The organism is Argonema galeatum A003/A1 (assembly GCF_023333595.1).
Taxonomy (GTDB): Bacteria; Cyanobacteriota; Cyanobacteriia; order Cyanobacteriales; family Aerosakkonemataceae; genus Argonema; species Argonema galeatum.
The window spans coordinates 45,321-61,976 of sequence record NZ_JAIQZM010000007.1 but is presented as its reverse complement, the minus strand read 5'-3'; the positions used below and the strand labels follow the sequence as shown (position 1 = coordinate 61,976).

The 16,656-nt window shown below is 45.4% G+C and carries 17 protein-coding genes; 7 read left to right on the top strand and 10 right to left on the bottom strand.

The window, feature by feature from the left end:
* Positions 1–4 precede the first annotated feature (4 nt).
* Positions 5–706: an N-acetylmuramoyl-L-alanine amidase gene (locus LAY41_RS09775; protein WP_249096948.1), complete on the bottom strand. Its 702-nt coding sequence runs from the start codon at positions 704–706 to the stop codon at positions 5–7.
* A gap of 396 nt (positions 707–1,102) precedes the next feature.
* Between LAY41_RS09775 and LAY41_RS09770 the strand changes: the two genes are divergently transcribed.
* Positions 1,103–2,560: a glycoside hydrolase family 13 protein gene (locus tag LAY41_RS09770; protein WP_249096946.1), complete on the top strand. Its 1,458-nt coding sequence runs from the start codon at positions 1,103–1,105 to the stop codon at positions 2,558–2,560.
* A 242-nt stretch (positions 2,561–2,802) separates the two neighbouring features.
* On the top strand, positions 2,803–5,433 hold the full coding sequence (locus LAY41_RS09765) for a PAS domain S-box protein (protein ID WP_249096945.1): 2,631 nt from the start codon (positions 2,803–2,805) through the stop codon (positions 5,431–5,433).
* 235 nt (positions 5,434–5,668) lie between these two features.
* On the opposite strand, the gene LAY41_RS09760 is transcribed toward LAY41_RS09765, so the two are convergent.
* Positions 5,669–6,649, bottom strand: a complete 981-nt coding sequence (locus tag LAY41_RS09760; protein WP_249096944.1) for an ABC transporter ATP-binding protein — start codon at positions 6,647–6,649, stop codon at positions 5,669–5,671.
* Between the two features lie 281 nt (positions 6,650–6,930).
* Here LAY41_RS09760 and LAY41_RS09755 point away from each other — a divergent pair, with 281 nt between their 5' ends.
* Positions 6,931–7,248, top strand: coding sequence for an antibiotic biosynthesis monooxygenase family protein (locus tag LAY41_RS09755; RefSeq protein ID WP_249097161.1), 318 nt, complete (start codon positions 6,931–6,933; stop codon positions 7,246–7,248).
* Here the strand turns inward: LAY41_RS09755 and LAY41_RS09750 are convergent.
* Positions 7,203–7,487, bottom strand: coding sequence for a DUF433 domain-containing protein (locus LAY41_RS09750; RefSeq protein ID WP_249096943.1), 285 nt, complete (start codon positions 7,485–7,487; stop codon positions 7,203–7,205). The genes LAY41_RS09755 and LAY41_RS09750 overlap by 46 nt on opposite strands.
* Before the next feature lie 111 nt (positions 7,488–7,598).
* Here LAY41_RS09750 and LAY41_RS09745 point away from each other — a divergent pair, with 111 nt between their 5' ends.
* Positions 7,599–7,808, top strand: coding sequence for a hypothetical protein (locus tag LAY41_RS09745; RefSeq protein ID WP_249096941.1), 210 nt, complete (start codon positions 7,599–7,601; stop codon positions 7,806–7,808).
* On the opposite strand, the gene LAY41_RS09740 is transcribed toward LAY41_RS09745, so the two are convergent.
* Entirely contained in the window at positions 7,805–8,770 is a 966-nt protein-coding gene (locus LAY41_RS09740; RefSeq protein ID WP_249096940.1) for a phosphoribulokinase, read from the bottom strand. The genes LAY41_RS09745 and LAY41_RS09740 overlap by 4 nt on opposite strands.
* Before the next feature lie 126 nt (positions 8,771–8,896).
* Between LAY41_RS09740 and LAY41_RS09735 the strand changes: the two genes are divergently transcribed.
* Positions 8,897–9,901: a putative 2-dehydropantoate 2-reductase gene (locus LAY41_RS09735; RefSeq protein WP_249096939.1), complete on the top strand. Its 1,005-nt coding sequence runs from the start codon at positions 8,897–8,899 to the stop codon at positions 9,899–9,901.
* 497 nt (positions 9,902–10,398) lie between these two features.
* On the opposite strand, the gene LAY41_RS09730 is transcribed toward LAY41_RS09735, so the two are convergent.
* The 5 genes from LAY41_RS09730 to LAY41_RS32230 form a co-directional block, all read right to left on the bottom strand.
* Positions 10,399–12,051 (bottom strand): YcjF family protein, encoded by a 1,653-nt coding sequence (locus LAY41_RS09730; protein ID WP_249096937.1) that lies wholly within the window; start codon positions 12,049–12,051, stop codon positions 10,399–10,401.
* Between the two features lie 192 nt (positions 12,052–12,243).
* Positions 12,244–12,471, bottom strand: coding sequence for a hypothetical protein (locus tag LAY41_RS09725; RefSeq protein ID WP_249096936.1), 228 nt, complete (start codon positions 12,469–12,471; stop codon positions 12,244–12,246).
* Positions 12,472–12,565: 94 nt separating this feature from the next.
* Positions 12,566–12,907: a type II toxin-antitoxin system VapC family toxin gene (locus LAY41_RS09720; protein WP_249096935.1), complete on the bottom strand. Its 342-nt coding sequence runs from the start codon at positions 12,905–12,907 to the stop codon at positions 12,566–12,568.
* Positions 12,904–13,134: an antitoxin gene (locus LAY41_RS09715; RefSeq protein WP_249096934.1), complete on the bottom strand. Its 231-nt coding sequence runs from the start codon at positions 13,132–13,134 to the stop codon at positions 12,904–12,906. The genes LAY41_RS09720 and LAY41_RS09715 overlap by 4 nt, the downstream gene beginning before the upstream one ends.
* A 32-nt stretch (positions 13,135–13,166) precedes the next feature.
* Complete coding sequence (locus tag LAY41_RS32230; RefSeq protein ID WP_338022969.1) at positions 13,167–13,262, bottom strand: type II toxin-antitoxin system RelE family toxin; 96 nt, start codon at positions 13,260–13,262, stop codon at positions 13,167–13,169.
* A gap of 364 nt (positions 13,263–13,626) precedes the next feature.
* Between LAY41_RS32230 and LAY41_RS09710 the strand changes: the two genes are divergently transcribed.
* Positions 13,627–14,151, top strand: a complete 525-nt coding sequence (locus LAY41_RS09710) for a DUF937 domain-containing protein (RefSeq protein WP_249096933.1) — start codon at positions 13,627–13,629, stop codon at positions 14,149–14,151.
* A gap of 354 nt (positions 14,152–14,505) precedes the next feature.
* Here LAY41_RS09710 and LAY41_RS09705 read toward each other — a convergent pair whose 3' ends face one another.
* A complete protein-coding gene (locus LAY41_RS09705) occupies positions 14,506–15,417 on the bottom strand; it encodes a hypothetical protein (protein WP_249096932.1) in 912 nt (303 codons plus the stop codon).
* Positions 15,418–15,659: 242 nt separating this feature from the next.
* On the opposite strand from LAY41_RS09705, the gene LAY41_RS09700 reads away from it, so the two are divergent.
* Positions 15,660–16,634: an OmpA family protein gene (locus LAY41_RS09700; protein WP_249096931.1), complete on the top strand. Its 975-nt coding sequence runs from the start codon at positions 15,660–15,662 to the stop codon at positions 16,632–16,634.
* Positions 16,635–16,656 lie beyond the last annotated feature (22 nt).

Below are 16,656 nucleotides of genomic sequence, written 5' to 3'. Positions count from 1 at the left end.
ATGACTAATGACTAACCAAGTTTTTCTTGACCCAATCTCGTAAAGCCTGCTCCGTATTTCCACCGAAAATAGAGTGGGGACAATCTGTTTTTCCTTTATTGTGTTCCGTGAATCTATGGCCTGTAACATTATCCGACGAGATCCCATATTCAACCATCAGCCATTTGTGCAGCGCGATCGTTGCCTCTTCTTGCTTTGGCGCTAGTCTTTCGCCAGCTTTGGCAATATGTTCGATGCCAATGGAATCGTTATTCTCTCCATGTGCGTGCCACGCTTTGTCGGCATCTTCCACCATTTGATAAATAGTGCCGTTTTTATCGACAATGTAGTGTGCGGAAACCTGGGATTGAGAATTTTGATACCAACTAATTGTGCTTGGTAAGTTAGCCACATTTGTGTAATGATTGATGATACGCTTGATTTTTTCCCCGTTGCGGCTAGAAAAATTTGGCGAGGCCACCCATTTTACTTCTGGCTTAATTGGTGCTAAAGTACTGCCTGAATTAGAGGCCAAGTCCCCTAGTTCATCAGTCGCAATGAGCGATGGTTTTGGTTTGTCTTTTGGGGCGAAGCTGAACTTATTAGCGACACTAGGATCGAGAATTTTTTGCAGTTGCGCTACCTGCATTTGGGTATCCCATTTTTGAATCGCTTTATTGCCATACATTAAAAATACAGTCCCATCTTCAAAAATTTCAAACCACATTTTATTCGCCTCTAAATCGAAGGAATCTTGACCACCTTTCAGGGTAATATAAAAATGTTATTTGTTAAATGCACTACTTACACCAAGTTAAATTTAACTGACGTGGGGACGCCCTTGACATCGGGACAAGGCGAATTCCGGTAACACGCAATACTGCTAGGGTTTTGGATATTTGTAGGCCCAGAAACCGGGTTTCTTGAATAAACCGGGTTTCTTTTAGCGCAAGACGAGCAGTATTGTGGCAACACGGTATTAGTAATACCGTACTTGCCTAAGTCGATCGGGACAGAGTTTCTGGACGATCGCAGCCCTAATTTTAAAGCTTTTCTATCAGAAGTAGGAACACGAAACCTGGGAATAGCTGTACCTTGACAATAAAGAGCTAGCAAGTGATTTATGCAGATTAATACTCCAGATTGGGTCAAACACGCTGTTTTCTACCAAATTTTTCCAGATCGCTTCGCCAGAAGCAAGCAGCCTCACAAGCGGCTTTTGAAGAATGCCTCGTGGGAAGCCTGGGACGATATGCCAACGCTGCAAGGCTACAAGGGCGGCGATTTGTGGGGTGTGATAGAACAACTGGATTATTTGCAGGATTTGGGGATTAACGCGATTTATTTTACCCCCATTTTTCAATCGGCTAGCAATCATCGTTACCACACTCACGATTATTACCTGGTCGATCCGATGTTGGGGGGAAATTCGGCTTTTAAAGAATTGCTAGATGCAGCCCACCAACGGAATATCAAAGTTGTTCTGGATGGGGTGTTTAACCACGCCAGTCGCGGCTTTTTCTTTTTCCACGATATCCTGGAAAATGGCCCCCATTCTCCTTGGTTGGATTGGTTTAAAATTGAAGGCTGGCCGGTATCTGCTTACAATGGTGAGTTCCCCGCTAATTATATAGGTTGGGGTGGAAATCGGGCGCTGCCAGAGTTCAATCACGAGAATCCCGAAGTGCGGGAATATATTATGGAGATTGCCGAATATTGGATTAAATTCGGCGTCGATGGTTGGCGCTTAGATGTGCCGTTTGAGATTAAAGCAGCTGGATTTTGGCAGGAGTTTCGCGATCGCGTCAAAGCTGTCAACCCCGAAGCCTACATCGTCGGCGAAGTCTGGGGAGACTCCCGCGAATGGCTGGATGGCACCCAATTTGATGGAGTGATGAATTACTTATTTGCCGCACCGACGATCGCATTTACCGCAGGCGATCGCGTTGACATGGAACAAGTACAAGACCGTTCCTACCATCCCTACCCGCCCCTATTTGCCAAAGAATATGGCGAAAAAATCACCCAACTACTAGAATTATACCCCTGGGAAATTCAGCTTACCCAGCTTAATCTGCTAGCCAGTCACGATACAGCGCGTTTAATTTCTATTGCGGGAGGCGATAGATCGAGTGTGGAATTAGCAACGTTGCTGTTATTAACTTATCCCGGTGCAAGCAGCATTTACTACGGTGATGAAGTTGGTTTACCTGGTAAGTTAGATCCAGACTCTCGTCGCGGCTTTCCTATGGAAGCCTACTGGGAACTTGATGTTCTAAAATATCACCAGCAACTGATAGGATTGCGTCATAAATACTCTGCCCTCCGCACGGGTTCGTACCAAATTTTGTATGCTGAGGGAACGGTTTATGTGTTCGCTCGCATTTTAGGATCTGAGGAATTAATTGTTGCCGTTAACATCGGAACTGCACCCGCAAATGCCAGCTTTGAAGTAACCCATCTGCAATCTAAACCTAGCAAAATATTGTATGGTACTGGCGAAGTATCGTGGCACAATGAGGGAGAATCCAATCAACTAACATTGAATCTTCCGCCTCGGAGTGGCTGTATTTTAGGTTGAGTAAATCGGTTAGTCAGATTCCCTGATTGGAGATCCTCCCAACCCCCCTTCAAAAGGGGGGCAGAGGGGCAGAGGGGCAGAGGAGAAAAGAAATAAAAATGTTCTTAATTATGAACAAAAGCATAACAACTCTTTCGGAGTTGTTAAAAAAAAGTTTAGTTCACAAATCAATTAGGGCTTTTGCTGGTTGCTATATACTTGATTGGTGTATAAATAGTTTATAATAAACCAATTAATAGTATATGTCATCCTCACTAGGTTACGACCCTAGCCTGGATCAACCAATTGATGAAGCAGATCCAGCCCAGCAGTCCCTAAGAGACCGCCAATTACGGACGCTTTTTGAGATAGCCCTGGATGGGATGGCGATCGCAGACGACCAAGGGCGCTACCTAGATGTCAACCCTGCCGCCTGTGAATTATTTGGTCTAGAGAGAGATGAACTTCTGGGACGCAGTATCGTTGAGTTTGCGGAACCGGGGTTGAATTTCCAAGCAGTTTGGCAAGAATTTCAGCAACAAGAGAAAGTGCGCGGTGAGTTCAGCTTAGTGCGGGCCGATGGGGATATTCGCATAGTGGAATATGCGGCGACGGCCAACTTTTTACCCCACCGGCACCTATCCGTGATGCGAGATATTACAGAACGCAAACAAGCAGAGGCACAAGTCCGAGAACTGACACAACAGCTAAATCAGCAAGTTCACCAACCTGTCAGCGAATTAGAACAAACTCAAGCTCAATTACGGGAATCTCAGCAACGACTGGAAAGCATTTTGAATTCCGTTGAGGGAGTGGTGTGGTCAATCCACCCGGAAACCTTTGAGACGATTTACATCAACCCCGCCGTAGAACAAATATTCGGTTGTTCGGTGGCAGAGTTTTTCGCCAACCCTAACCTCTGGTTTGAAATCATTCATCCCGACGATCAAAGTAACATTGCCAATGTTTTCGCCAGACTCAAAGAAAAGGGGAGAAGCAGAACAGAATATCGCATTATTCGCCGGGATGGACAAGTGCGCTGGTTGTCTGTTAACTCTTATCTGGTTTATGACGAAACCGGAAAACCGATTCGCATTGATGGCATTACCACCGACATCACCGATCGCAAACAAGCTGAAATAGAGTTAGCCGCCTCTCAAGCCGAATTAATGGCACTATTTAATGCCATGCAAGATGTCATTATTGTGCTGAATTCAGAGGGACGCTATCTAAAAATCGCTCCTAGTTCTGCTCCCCTGTTATACTTACCTTCAAATACAATGTTAGGCAAAACTCTCCACGAAGTCCTCCCCCAAGATGCCGCAGATTTTTTCCTCAATACTATTCACAAAGCTATTATTAATCAATCCCTGATGCCGTTGGAATACTCATTACCTATAGGCGATCGCTTAGTCTGGTTTGATGCTAGTATTTCTCCCATGTCTGAAGATAAAGTTCTTTGGGTAGCTAGAGATATCAGCGATCGCAAACATCAAGAACAATCTCTCCGCTTAATCGTTGAAGGTACAGCGGCAAAAACTGGTGAAGAATTTTTCAAAAGTTGCGTCCAATATCTCGCCCAAGTATTAGAAGTCCGTTATGCTTTCATTGCTGAATTTGTTAACTCAGAAAAAGTGAGCGCGAAAACTCTAGCATTTTGGGCGGGAAATGACTTTGGTGATAATTTTACTTACAATTTAGTCGGGACACCCTGTAACAATGTTTATATTCAAGGTGATTTATGTCGATACCCAAATTCAGTTCAAACCCTTTTTCCCGAAGATAATGATTTAGTCACCCTCCAAGCCCAAAGTTATGCTGGTTTGCAGATTATTGATACTGCTGGAAATCCCTTGGGATTAATCGTAGTTTTAGATACTAAACCGATGGTGCCAAATGTAGAAATGCAGTCAGCCATCTTAAGAATATTTGCCACTCGTGCGGGTGCGGAAATAGAGCGGATAGAGGCGGAAGCAGCAGTGCGTCGATCAGAAATTCAACTGAGGCTACAATCTGAAGAATTAACAGCAACCCTCAAAAAGTTGCAAAATACTCAAACTCAGTTAATTCAAGCGGAAAAGATGTCAAGTTTGGGACAGTTAGTAGCAGGAATTGCCCATGAAATTAATAACCCCGTGAGCTTTATTTATGGCAATCTTAAACCCGCTGCTGATTATGCCAGTGACTTAATTGAGCTAATTCACCTTTACCAAGAGCATTATCCGACTCCACCCCAGGCAATCTCTGATTTTACAGAAGATATTGACCTTGAGTATCTGATCACTGATTTTTCTAAGTTGCTAGTATCAATGAAAACAGGAGCCATACGCATCAGTGATATTGTTAAGTCTCTGCGAACATTTTCACGCCTGGATGAAGCGGATTTAAAAGAAATAGATATTCACGAAAATATCGAGAGTACCTTAATCATTTTACAAAATCGCTTGAATAGTTCGACCGGAAAAACCGAAATTTCTGTGGTCAAAAACTATGGAAGTTTACCCTTAATTGAATGTTATGGTGGTTTATTAAATCAGGTGTTTCTGAATTTGTTAGTCAATGCAATTGATGCGATCGAACAACGGCGAAGCAGCCTAAAGTTAACCGAACGTTCAGATTATCTTGGCTGGATTACGATTACTACCTCTATCAATTTAGGAAATCAGGTTTTGATATCCATTCAGGATAATGGTTGTGGGATGAGTCCAGAGATTCAAGAAAAAATATTTAATCCATTTTTTACCACCAAACCTGTCGGTAAAGGTACAGGTATGGGGTTAGCAACTAGCTATCAAATTGTGACGGAAAATCATCGCGGTAATTTGCGGTGTTGTTCTATACCTGGAAAAGGGACTGAGTTTAGGATTGAGTTGCCGATTAGCCAGCCGAAATAAGCGATCGCCCCTAATTATAGCTAGAGTTTTGAGTTTTGAGTTGTAGGGGCGGGTTTTGTTGATGATTATTGTGTTTCGGCGCAGACCTCTCCAGAAATTAAAGTAACCTTCGTAGAGACGTTTCATGCAACGTCTCTACATTCTTTGAAAGGAGAGGTCTATTGTAGAGACGTTTCATGAAACGTCTCTACAATTTTCATGAAACGTCTCTACAATGTTTTTTGGAGAGGTCTAATCAACTGCTGGCACGAATACCTCGCTTTTGCAGTTCCTGCATGAAAAACTCTTCCAGTGAGGGACGGGCTAGATTTAAAGAGATAATTTGTGCGTCCATCAGGCGCAGGCTGGCTAGAAAATCCTGGAGGTCGCCTTCTAAATGACCTCGCCAACCACTTTGGTCAAATTCTACGTCTGGTATCCATTTTTCCAGAACTTCCCGATTTCCGCCTTTGCCTTTGATGTGGTAGAAGTCAGTGGTGCCGAGAAGATCGTCTAAAGCGCCGATGCAAATCAGTTCGCCTTGGGCGAGGATGGCGATGCGATCGCAAATCATCTCCACATCGGACAAGACGTGGCTGTTGAAGAAAATCGTCTTCCCTTGCTGTTTGAGCGATAAAATAATCTCGCGGATTTGGTAGCGTCCCATCGGGTCAAGTCCAGACATTGGTTCATCCAGAAACACCAATTCCGGGTCGTTGATTAGGGCTTGCGCCATGCCAATCCGTTGCACCATCCCTTTAGAATACTGACGCAGTTGCTTTTTCTTGGCGGCAGATTGGGCAAGTCCCACCATATCCAGGAGTTGGGGGATGCGCTCTTTTTGCACGGATTCTGGGATTTCAAATAGTCCTGCTGTCATCTGCAACAATTCCCAGCCGGTTAAATTGTCGTAGTAATAGGCATTTTCGGGCAGATAACCGATTTTTTGCTTGACGGCCCGATCGCCCAACGGCTCTCCAAATATTGTCCCATGCCCGGAAGTCGATCGCACAATCCCCAGCAGCGTTTTGAGCAGCGTGGTTTTCCCCGCTCCATTTTGTCCCAAAAGACCAAAAGTTTCGCCTTTATAGACGTTGAGGGTGCATTTCTTGAGAGATTCGATTTTTTGATTGAGCCAGAAGCCAGTGCGGTAAACCTTGCTCAGGTTATAGGTTTGCACGACTGGCTGACGTGCAAGTACGATCGCTCCCTCTTGGGTATCTTCAACGAAAGTCATATCAGTTCGGCTATATGCGGTAACTGAGAGTGATGATTCCTTATTTTGCAGGGTTTTGTGTCAGTTGAGAAGTCTGGCATTACTCACCAGATGAGTATTATAAAACATGACTATGACAGATAATTTTTGAAAAAATAGGAGCTTAACCAGCAAATGTGATGTTGAATACATAGTTGGGCTGCTTCACGTTATCTGTGGGGACAGCAGTTTGAGAGCTATCCGTAGGACAGCATTTAGAGTTTGGTGATAAGTTGAACAATGTTGAGCTAGCATTTCAACCCATGATATTGGAAGTTGCGATTCTTGAGATTAAACCTCATTTGACTGAAGAATTTGAAGCTGTATTCAAAACAGCCTCAAGGATTATTGTTTCTATGTCAGGCTATATCTCCCATGAGCTTCAACGATGTCTAGAAACTACAAATCGTTATATTCTGCTTGTACGTTGGCAGCAATTAGAAGACCATACAGTTGGATTTCGACAATCGCCAAAATATCAAGAGTGGCGCTCCCTACTCCACCACTTCTACGATCCATTTCCAACTGTGGAGCATTATGAAAGCGTTTTGTTTAACTCTGGCTCTGAGTTTTGCCCATAGTAAGCTGCTATATCTGCCTCAATAACATCTCTATTTGCATGATAATAAGCTAGCGCCGCATAAACTTGTGCTAACGTCAAGTGCGGTCTGGCGTCAGTGATTTCTTCTGGAGTCATACCCGCCTTGTAATCAATGGCGATATTTTGAACCGAAATCCTGGTTCCCCCAATTCGGGGACGACCGCCACAAGTTCCTGGCGTTTGGACAATTAGCGTTCCGATGTCGATCGCACTTGACATATTCACCTCTTGGGGAGTTATCTTATTCTAATTTGCTATAAAATGCCTGCGGTACTCCACGCCAAAGCCTTCTGCCTGTAAGTTGATATAAGTAAAACTCAAAATAAACTCATGGAACGCTCAAAAATTATTGCAATTATCACAGGTGCGATCTCCCTAATTTTAGCTCTAGGCTACTTACTCCTCGTTCAACTGCTAGATTTTCGTGGCCCAATGCAACCCGCACCTCAAAGCCAAGTGCCCCAAGCAGTAAGATTTATTTCTTTTCCTCCCCCCGTTGCGGGGGGATTGAGGGGGGTAAAAATTCCGCTAACCAGCTAAACCTCTAGCGGTAAAGCCTTAGTCGATTCCAAGTGAGTAGCCTTGATCATGTGATAAGCGATCAGTAGCTGTGTCAGCGCCAGAGGGTAACTCTGGAGAGTTTCCCCAGTTGTCCCCGTAAGTTTGCCAATGTCTGGATTCCCTCCTCGGCTACAGAAAGGCAATAAGTCAGGTATTTCGCTACAGATCATCCTCTCTATCTTGCTGACTTGTTCGCCAGTAGCGTGACTATCGATTTCCAGAACATCAACAGGCTTACTCATATCGCGATCGAGTTCTAGGCGGATTGCTTGCATCGAATCGACTTTGCTTTGCTCTAAAATCTCAGTAAAATCCGGGTGGGGAATAGTAGGTCTAAGTACCAAGCGCACATTCAGATGCGAACCGTCTTCCCCAGACGCTTCTTCAGGCGGGTAGAAACTGACCACCACATCTGCCCACTGGCGCTGAGGACGAATGAACTGTTCTGAATCCGGTTCGCGTTTTTCCATTTCGGCGAGAACCTGTTGGGCTGTGTAGCCCCGCTTGATGGTATCCCGCTTAACCTTCCAATTGGCACGCAGCGATTCCGGCGGTGCCAGATAAACCTTGACATCGTAGCAATCTCGTGCAAGGCGGGTTGAATAACCGAGCAATCCCTCAACAATGACAAATCTGCTGGGCTTGATGTAGTGCGGCGGCTGAAACGTACCCGTTTTGTGACTGTAAACTGGCTTGAGAATCGGTTCTCCAGCTCGCAGCAAGCTGAGGTGCTGCTGCATGATATCAATGTAGTTGCAGTCCGGGTGGAGGGCTGTAATGCCAAGTTCGGCACGCTGAGTGCGATCGTAGCGGTGGTAATCATCGGTACAGATAACTGTAACATTCTCTGGCCCCAATACCTGAGCAATGCCTCCAGTCAGTGTTGTTTTACCGGCGGCGCTATCACCGACGATGCCAAGGATAACGGGACGAGAACTCATACTTTCTGCTCTATGGATAAGAAAAGAATTTTTAATAGGTTTAATTTTAAAACGGCTGGGGGATCAATAGATAGCACTCCAGTACAAGAAGTTTTGTATGATTAAGGGCGGCTAGAGGAAAAGTTGATGGAATCGTTTCCCGATTACGCACGCGATCGCACCTACGCCATCCTTGGTACTGGTGCTATGGGCGGTTTCTACGGCGCTTGCTTGCAAAAAGCAGGTTTGGAAGTCCACTTCCTGCTGCACAGCGATTACGAATACGTTAACAAGCATGGCTTAGTCGTGGAGTCAAAAGATGGCGACTTCACCCTTGCCCATGTCAAAGCTTACCGCGATGTAGAAAAGATGCCGCGTTGCGATGTAGTAGTCGTAGCCCTCAAAACCACCCAAAATCACCTACTGCCGAAATTGTTGCCTAGTGTGGTAAAGGATGATGGCGTAGTTCTGGTGCTGCAAAATGGATTGGGCGTTGAAGATGAAATCGCCCAAATTGTCGGTTCAAAACGGGTTATGGGCGGACTGTGCTTTCTGTGTTCCAATAAAGTGGGGCCGGGATATATCCGCCACCTAGACTACGGTGAAATTAAGTTAGGTGAATATGCTTCCGATTATCAATTTTGTGGTATAACCGAACGAATGCGTCAGATTGCCAGTGATTTTGAACGTGCAGGCATTCCGATTAAGTTAGCTGAAGATTTGCTGCTGGCACGTTGGCAGAAATTAGTCTGGAATATACCATACAATGGCCTTTCTGTGATTCTCAATGCTAGAACCGATGAGTTAATGGCGGATGTCCATACACGCGCTTTAGTCGAACAATTGATGTGGGAAGTTGTGGCGGGGGCAAAAAGTGGCGATCGCGCAGCATTTCCCCAGAAGAATCGCATTATCCCCGATAGCTTCGTTGAACTGATGCTAGACTATACCCTCAAGATGAAACCATACCGAACCAGCATGAAAATTGACTACGACGAAAAGCGTCCGCTGGAGGTAGAAACTATGTTCGGCAATCCATTACGTTTGGCTCAACAAAATGGTGTCGATTTACCCAAGATTACCATGCTCTACCAGCAACTGAAATTTCTCAATGCCAGAAATATCAACTTTGGCAATAACGCAAGTTGCTAGTTATATAGTTAAGGCTCGTATTAGGTACGTTGTTGCGATGCCGCGCTCTTATCCCAGTTGTAATAAGAGCGCGGCATCGCAACAACATACTCGGAAAGCAAGTAACTAGCAACTTGAGTTAATAGCTAATATCATCTCCTTACCCATCGGTCGCAAAAAAATCGCGTTTGTATTATCTGCGTTCATCTGCGTTCATCCCTCTTCATCTGCGGTAAAAATTTAACCAACGATGACAACAGACAATTTCCCGATCTGCGAATAATTTCAAATTTTAGATTGGCGGGTTCTTTCCTTGTCAAATATGCTGTAGTAGGGGCACGGCATCATCAATATGTCGGTCATACCAACATTTAAATTATGCCGTGCCCCTACAAAATGAACAGTCGTAGGGGCACGGCATCATCAATATGTCGGCCATACCAACATTTAAATTATGCCGTGCCCCTACTTCTCAATTCCTGAAACCCTAGCCCCTAGCCCCTAGCCCCTAGCTATAATTACCAATCATCGCGTTTAGGAGAAGTATCGGTCCAATCATCGTATGCGTATTTTGGTTCTAATTTCCGATCTTCTTTCTCTAGTTCCTCTTCTTCATATTGCTCCTCTACTTCCTCATCTGACTCTCGTTCTGGGGGGAAATTGTCTGTTAGTGGTTTGACTACTTTTGCGATCGCTTCCTGCACAAACGCCTTGACAAACTCATCCTTGCGGTTCAGCTGAAACTGTCGCTGCACCACCTCAGTAATACCGCCATCGCCCCAATCTTGATCGTGACGAAAATATTCAATAAAACTTTTACCGGCAATCCTGGTAATATAAGCAGCAGTAACACCCTGAATTGCCTTACCGACTAAATAGGTAGCAAGATTTAGCTGAAGTGCCCTTGAAAGTAATTCGATCGCACCTTTAACAATACCCAAACTTGCCAGCGTTTTTCCCAGGGAAAGCGCCAACTCTCTTCCCCGTTCCATATTCAACTCACAGCCGTAGATTTTGCCGATTTCTACCACCATTTGGGCATTAACAGCCGCTGTTGCCAGCAAATCTACCACAGGCAAAGGCGTGACAGCAATTACACCCGCACCAATCCACTGAAATCGCTCCACCACTTTATCAGCTTGACGCCGCCGCTGAGCATCGATGAGTTTCCGCGCCTCTTCTCCCAGACGTTGAGATTGCAGTAAAATGTTATCTGCCATCAAGTCGTCTCCCTCTGCACGCAGAACTATTGCCAGACGGCGGATTAAAGGCATTACGTCTGGTTCCGCTTGGAAGATATCGCCATTTTCCAGTTTGACAGTTTTGGGATTAGCTGCGATCGCAACTATATCCGATGTAGCGATAAACCCCCGGATTCGTTCCCGCAGTCGCGCCTGAATACTTTCCTTGTCTTCATCTGTGTAGAGGTCAGTTTTGTTGAGAACAAGGAGACTTCGCTTACCAATTTCTGCCAATGCTCGCAGCGGTTCATATTCCGACCTTCGCAAATCATTATCTACCACAAACAACAACAAATCAGCTTCCGTCGCCAGTTGACGCGCCAGTTGTTCCCGTTCCGTTCCCGCCACCCCAGCTTCTAAAATTCCAGGCGTATCCGTAATCAGAATTTCCCGTTCCAATCCTTTCAACTTCAGATTATAAGTTTCCCCCACCTCCGTAGTTCCCATCGGCGCATTCACCTGTCCTACCATTCTCCCCATCAGCGCATTCACAAGGGAAGTTTTACCCGCCGAACCTGTGCCAAATACTACCACTTGCAGGTTACCGCGAGATAGAGTCGCCTCGATTTCGCGAGATCTCGTCAGTAAAGCTTGTCGCGACACCTCATCCTGAATCTGCTTCACCTGTTTTCGCACAGCGCGGAGAGTTTCTGCTGCTGCTTCCGTTTTCGCTTCAGGGACTTTCGGTTGAATTTTGCGACGGCGCGGCTTATTTTGCCCCTCCCAAAACATCATCGCGTAATAGCCGAAAGCGGCAATTAACATCGCCAGCAGCACAATCAGCAAAAACAGCAGCAAATTGGCTAGCAGCGGCGGTGCTGACCAAGCTATATTGCTGTAGAGGCGAGTTAGAGAGCTAATTAGCCAAATTACCAGCCCCAGGAGTACGGTGAAGCTAGCAACCAGCGGGAGAAGGCGAGACAGACGCATGAACTTGGCAGGGAGTGTTCTGCTGTTTGGAGGCAAGGCCCGTGCAAGTAGGAGTTGCCCAAGGCTCTAAATTCTAGCCTACACCCGCAGCCACAGTCTGCATCGGTCTTAAGCGGTTTATTCCTGACAAACTAGGCATAACTTGGCTCTTTTACTTCCACATCATGAGACTCATCACTTTGATTTAATTCTTCAACAACTTCTAGGTAGGATGCGATCGCATCTTGCACCTTTTACTTTTACATAATGAGAATCATCACCTTGATTTAATTCTTCAACAACTTTATCACCAATTAAATCAGGTAAATTTTCTGTGTGAACGTGCAAGTGACACACCACACCTGTTAGTTCAGCCAAAATGTCGCCTTTTTGTTCATCTGTCAGATTAGCTAACTTTAACTGGCTTAAGAAAAACAGCACATTTTCGCATTCTTCTGCCAGTTTTGTTAATAATACTGAGAGAGTATGGTTGACGTTTAAGGTTTTCTGTATTTAGGAAATCATTTACCGCGCCTCAATCTTTTTTCAGCTTTTGCCAAACTTGGTTTTCCAAAATATTTACTCTACCCAATTTTCCAAGATTAAGCCTGCGTTCCAATTCGGCTCTAACTTGTCCATAAGTTTGGGTTTCTTTTTCATCAAAAGGCAAGACTTGCAGAGGTAATAAAAACTGACTCAATGCGGCTCGATTTTGTTCTAACCGTTGGCTTTTGTAAGCTCCATATTCTAGTTCGGCAACCGTTATTGATGAGACTCCTACATCAGATGGATCTAGAGTTTGAAATTTCTCCAAAACTTTAGCAGGTTTCTTTTTAATGATGTAGATGCAAATATTGGTATCGAGTAAAAACCTCATTCCAACTCCTCTCTTATTTCCAGACTGGGTTGTTCTCGGTTTTCCATAAAGTCTTCTGAGAATAGGCTTAAGCTATCAAACATAGCTTGCCAAGGGTTATCTTTAGGAATTAGAACGATCGCCCTGCCAATTTTTTTGATATAAACCTCACTGCCTTGAAACTGAAATTCTTTAGGTAAGATAACGGATTGATTTTCGCCGTTCGACAACAATTTAGCTGTTTCCATTTTTCACCTCTCAGGCATTAGTTCAAATACGATTATTGCCTGTATACATCCTTACGATGCTTACAGGTAAACAATATAACTACAGATTCTTCATCCTTAATTTCATATCTTAGCCGATAGTCACCTATTCGGATGCGATGGTTTTATTGGGGAATCATAACGATCGGCGCGGCCAATTTTTTTGATATATACCTCACTGCCTTGTAACTGAAAATCTTTAGGCAAGATTGTACTTGCGTCTAATCTGGGCAACTTTTTGCTCGTGTTGTCTTAAGTTCTTTCCTCGATTGTGCCATTGAGTTGCAGCAGAAAGGCTGCATAGTGCTGCTGCGCCGGATGGCTTAATTCCACAAACACAGAGATCTGGTCAAACCAGATCTCTGCCCACCCCACCCATCTATCCAATTTCCCCCAATTCTCTACTATTAGCTAGAGGCGATCGGCCCTTAAATGTGGCATATTTGCCTAAATAAAGCACAAAGAGCCAAAATTATGGGACTTTTAGACCAAATCTTGAATTCAGTCAACAATTCCGACCAACAAGGCAGTACAGGTCAGCTTGCCAGCATTCTCAGCACCGTGCAGCAGCTGAGCGATGGCTATGGTGCCGATCCCTCAACTGTGCAAACCGCCTTGTCCGTGGTGGGAAATCATGTTCGCTCCGCCTTACAGCAGAAGCAAGCCACAGAAGGCTTTGAGCAAGCGCAGAGCCTTGTGAATCAATATAGCGGCACTTACCCTAACTCCCAAGCCGTCGATGCTCTTTTCGGATCTCATCAGGTGCAGCAAATCGTGCAGACAATCACACAAAGGACGGGATTCGATGCTGGCATGATTCAAGAAATGCTGCCGGTATTGGTTCCCCTGGTACTGAATTTACTGCAAACTGGCTCAAATTCTCAAAATCCTCAGCAGGGGTCAAATCCAGTGCTGAATTCCTTCCTAGATGCTGATAAAGATGGCGATATCGATATCGCTGACGCTATGGGGATGGCGGGTCGCTTTCTGAGTCAGTAGCTGTTAGATCAATTTTGTCAAAAGTCATTGGTCATTAGTCATTTGTTGACTACACTCACTCCGAGTCTAGTTTGAGGTCAACACTCAAGAGTTGATTTCGTCCTACATGGCGAGGGATGTAGCAAAAAGGAATGACTTTTGACTCTTGACTAATGACAAACTAATCAAATCTTCGTTAAATTTTAGCTAGATAATTTTGGATTTTGGACTATTGCTTATTTAATCCAAAATCCTCTCTTGCGAAGGTGGGCATCGTGACGGGAACCAGCGCGAGGTGTTCATGGGGGAAACCCCCAAGACCACACTCGCTTGCCAAGACGCCCACTTCGCGCAAAATCTAAAATCTAAAATCCACTACCAATGGGCTTGTGGCCCAGCCCAGGTATTAGCGACGCTGCGACCGAAGACGATCGGTTGGTCTTTTTTTGCCGCCACAGTTTGACCCCCTAGATTAACTGCCCATAAGGGCGGCTTAGCGTCACCTAATTCGCCAGCACGGAAAAGAACTTGGTCGGGTTTGGTTTGACTCCAACCTAACAAGACGGCTTGGCTGTATTCGATTTTACTGGGAGAGAGGGTTTTGGCACGATTCTGCTGCCGATCCCAGACAACGGCGTAGTCGGAAGCATCGGATGTGTTAAATTGGCCTTCAAATTGCCGTGCCAAAAGCCGATCGCCCTTTTGAGACCAAGAGACAGGCATCAAAATCGAAATCACCCCTGGCATATCGGCTGGTTCATTTTTCTTCAACGGATTATTTGCCAAGGGAGAATTAGCACTCACCGTCCGCAAATTCCCTGTAGCCAGATTTTCCACAAACATCACGCTACTGACGCGACTCTTGTACATTTCCGACTTCACTTGGATTTGAATGCGGCTGTAGGCTGCGTACTGACCATCTGGGGAAACCAGCGATGGGGTGCGATAGAAGCGTACCCCAGCACCTTTGGCTGAACTGACCTGTTCTTGGGTTGTCAATATCCAATTCCACGGAACGGGATGAGGGCTATCAAGCGGGTCAGTTTGCTGTGGTTCGGAGCTAGTAGGATCGGCAGTAGGGACTGCTAGAGCGTAGCGGGACGCCCCTGCGACCTTCGCTTTTTGCGATCGCAGCTTACCGGGTGACGCGCCCTCCTTGACAAGCTTTTTAGCCAAGGCAGATGAGTCAAAGCTGACTATCCCCGAAACCATGAGGAGTATAGCCGCCAGGGTTACCTGGTATGGTTTTGTGGGTCGCCATCCACGAAGCAATGGGTGTTGGAACATTTATAAATCTCTATAAAGCGTTTTTTTGTGTGAGGACGAACACCCAAGCGCTCTTTGAGCTTGTTTATCTTTTATTTATATCAGGCGAAGGATGTTTTAACTTGCAAATTCCATAATCTTTTTAATTTTTTAACTGCTGTTTGCCAAACTAAATACATTGGACATCTCCTTTCAAAGAATGTAGAGACGTTGCATGCAACGAAATACAAGGGTTACAGGTAACGCACCTTTAATTTCTGGAGATGTCTATTCAGGATCGGATGCCAACATCAGCGAATAGAGATAATATCGCAGATGCTAGGTTGGCTTTATTGTTCAAGAGTGTTCGGATGAGGGAAACGAACGTGAAGGAATATTCAGATGAATCAACAGGCTTTGGCCGATTTTTACTGGTTTTGCTATTCAGATTGCTACTTTTGGGAGTAGGAGGCGTAATAGCGGCGCTTTTGGGGGTTGCGATCGCAACTGTGCATCCGGCGGCGACGCCAAATAAGCCTTTGGCAGCAAAATTGCTGCCACTTCCGGGCGATCTGAAAAACCCGCCTACTACCTCCAACAATGGTACTCCCACAGAACAGACCAGTCCTGAGTCTGAAGCGGCGGCTGTTCCTGTTGCACCAAAGCTGACGGCACAACAGAGACAGAGATTGCAAGCGGAACTAAACCAGTTGCAGGCACAGTTGAAGAGTTTGCGCTCTAGCACCACCGCCTTGGAAAGCAGAGTTGGCAGCAGTGCTTCCACCGAACCCCTGGAAACGCGAATCCAAGTTCTCACCCAGCAACTCAAAGCAACTCCCCAACCGCAACAGACTAGAGACGCAGCAGCAGCAGAAGTCGATCGAGTCGCTTCCACCTCCACGTCTCTTATTTCTCCAGATACCCTGACAGCGACACTGCCCAGCGACGCCTTGTTCCAAGACAACGATGCTACTTTGCGTCCAGAGGCACGCCTAATTTTGGACAAGCTGGTCGCCGAATTGCAAAATTACCCAACCGCAACTGTCCGCATTGCTGCCCACACCGATGGCGCTGGAGAAGCAAAGAACAATCGAGTGCTATCTTTTCGGCAAGCTCAAGCGGTTCAGCAGTATCTATCTAGTCTTAAAAACCACTTGTTTGTGGTGGGGTACGGAGAAACTCGCCCTCTTGCTCCCAACGACACTAAGATCAACCTCCAACGCAACCGCAGGTTGGAAATTTCCGTTGAGAGTCCTTAGTGATTAGTCATTTGTTCTTTTT

Excerpts from the sequence above, each read along its gene's own strand:
- LAY41_RS09735 (WP_249096939.1), top strand. The coding sequence starts at position 8,897 with ATGGAATCGTTTCCCGATTACGCACGCGATCGCACCTACGCCATCCTT.
- LAY41_RS09745 (WP_249096941.1), top strand. The coding sequence starts at position 7,599 with ATGGAACGCTCAAAAATTATTGCAATTATCACAGGTGCGATCTCCCTA.
- LAY41_RS09740 (WP_249096940.1), bottom strand. The coding sequence starts at position 8,770 with ATGAGTTCTCGTCCCGTTATCCTTGGCATCGTCGGTGATAGCGCCGCC.
- LAY41_RS09700 (WP_249096931.1), top strand. The coding sequence starts at position 15,660 with ATGTCTATTCAGGATCGGATGCCAACATCAGCGAATAGAGATAATATC.
- LAY41_RS09765 (WP_249096945.1), top strand. The coding sequence starts at position 2,803 with ATGTCATCCTCACTAGGTTACGACCCTAGCCTGGATCAACCAATTGAT.
- LAY41_RS09710 (WP_249096933.1), top strand. The coding sequence starts at position 13,627 with ATGGGACTTTTAGACCAAATCTTGAATTCAGTCAACAATTCCGACCAA.
- LAY41_RS09770 (WP_249096946.1), top strand. The coding sequence starts at position 1,103 with ATGCAGATTAATACTCCAGATTGGGTCAAACACGCTGTTTTCTACCAA.
- LAY41_RS09760 (WP_249096944.1), bottom strand. The coding sequence starts at position 6,649 with ATGACTTTCGTTGAAGATACCCAAGAGGGAGCGATCGTACTTGCACGT.
- LAY41_RS09750 (WP_249096943.1), bottom strand. The coding sequence starts at position 7,487 with ATGTCAAGTGCGATCGACATCGGAACGCTAATTGTCCAAACGCCAGGA.
- LAY41_RS09730 (WP_249096937.1), bottom strand. The coding sequence starts at position 12,051 with ATGCGTCTGTCTCGCCTTCTCCCGCTGGTTGCTAGCTTCACCGTACTC.
- LAY41_RS09755 (WP_249097161.1), top strand. The coding sequence starts at position 6,931 with ATGATATTGGAAGTTGCGATTCTTGAGATTAAACCTCATTTGACTGAA.
- LAY41_RS09775 (WP_249096948.1), bottom strand. The coding sequence starts at position 706 with ATGTGGTTTGAAATTTTTGAAGATGGGACTGTATTTTTAATGTATGGC.
- LAY41_RS09705 (WP_249096932.1), bottom strand. The coding sequence starts at position 15,417 with ATGTTCCAACACCCATTGCTTCGTGGATGGCGACCCACAAAACCATAC.
- LAY41_RS09715 (WP_249096934.1), bottom strand. The coding sequence starts at position 13,134 with ATGGAAACAGCTAAATTGTTGTCGAACGGCGAAAATCAATCCGTTATC.
- LAY41_RS09720 (WP_249096935.1), bottom strand. The coding sequence starts at position 12,907 with ATGAGGTTTTTACTCGATACCAATATTTGCATCTACATCATTAAAAAG.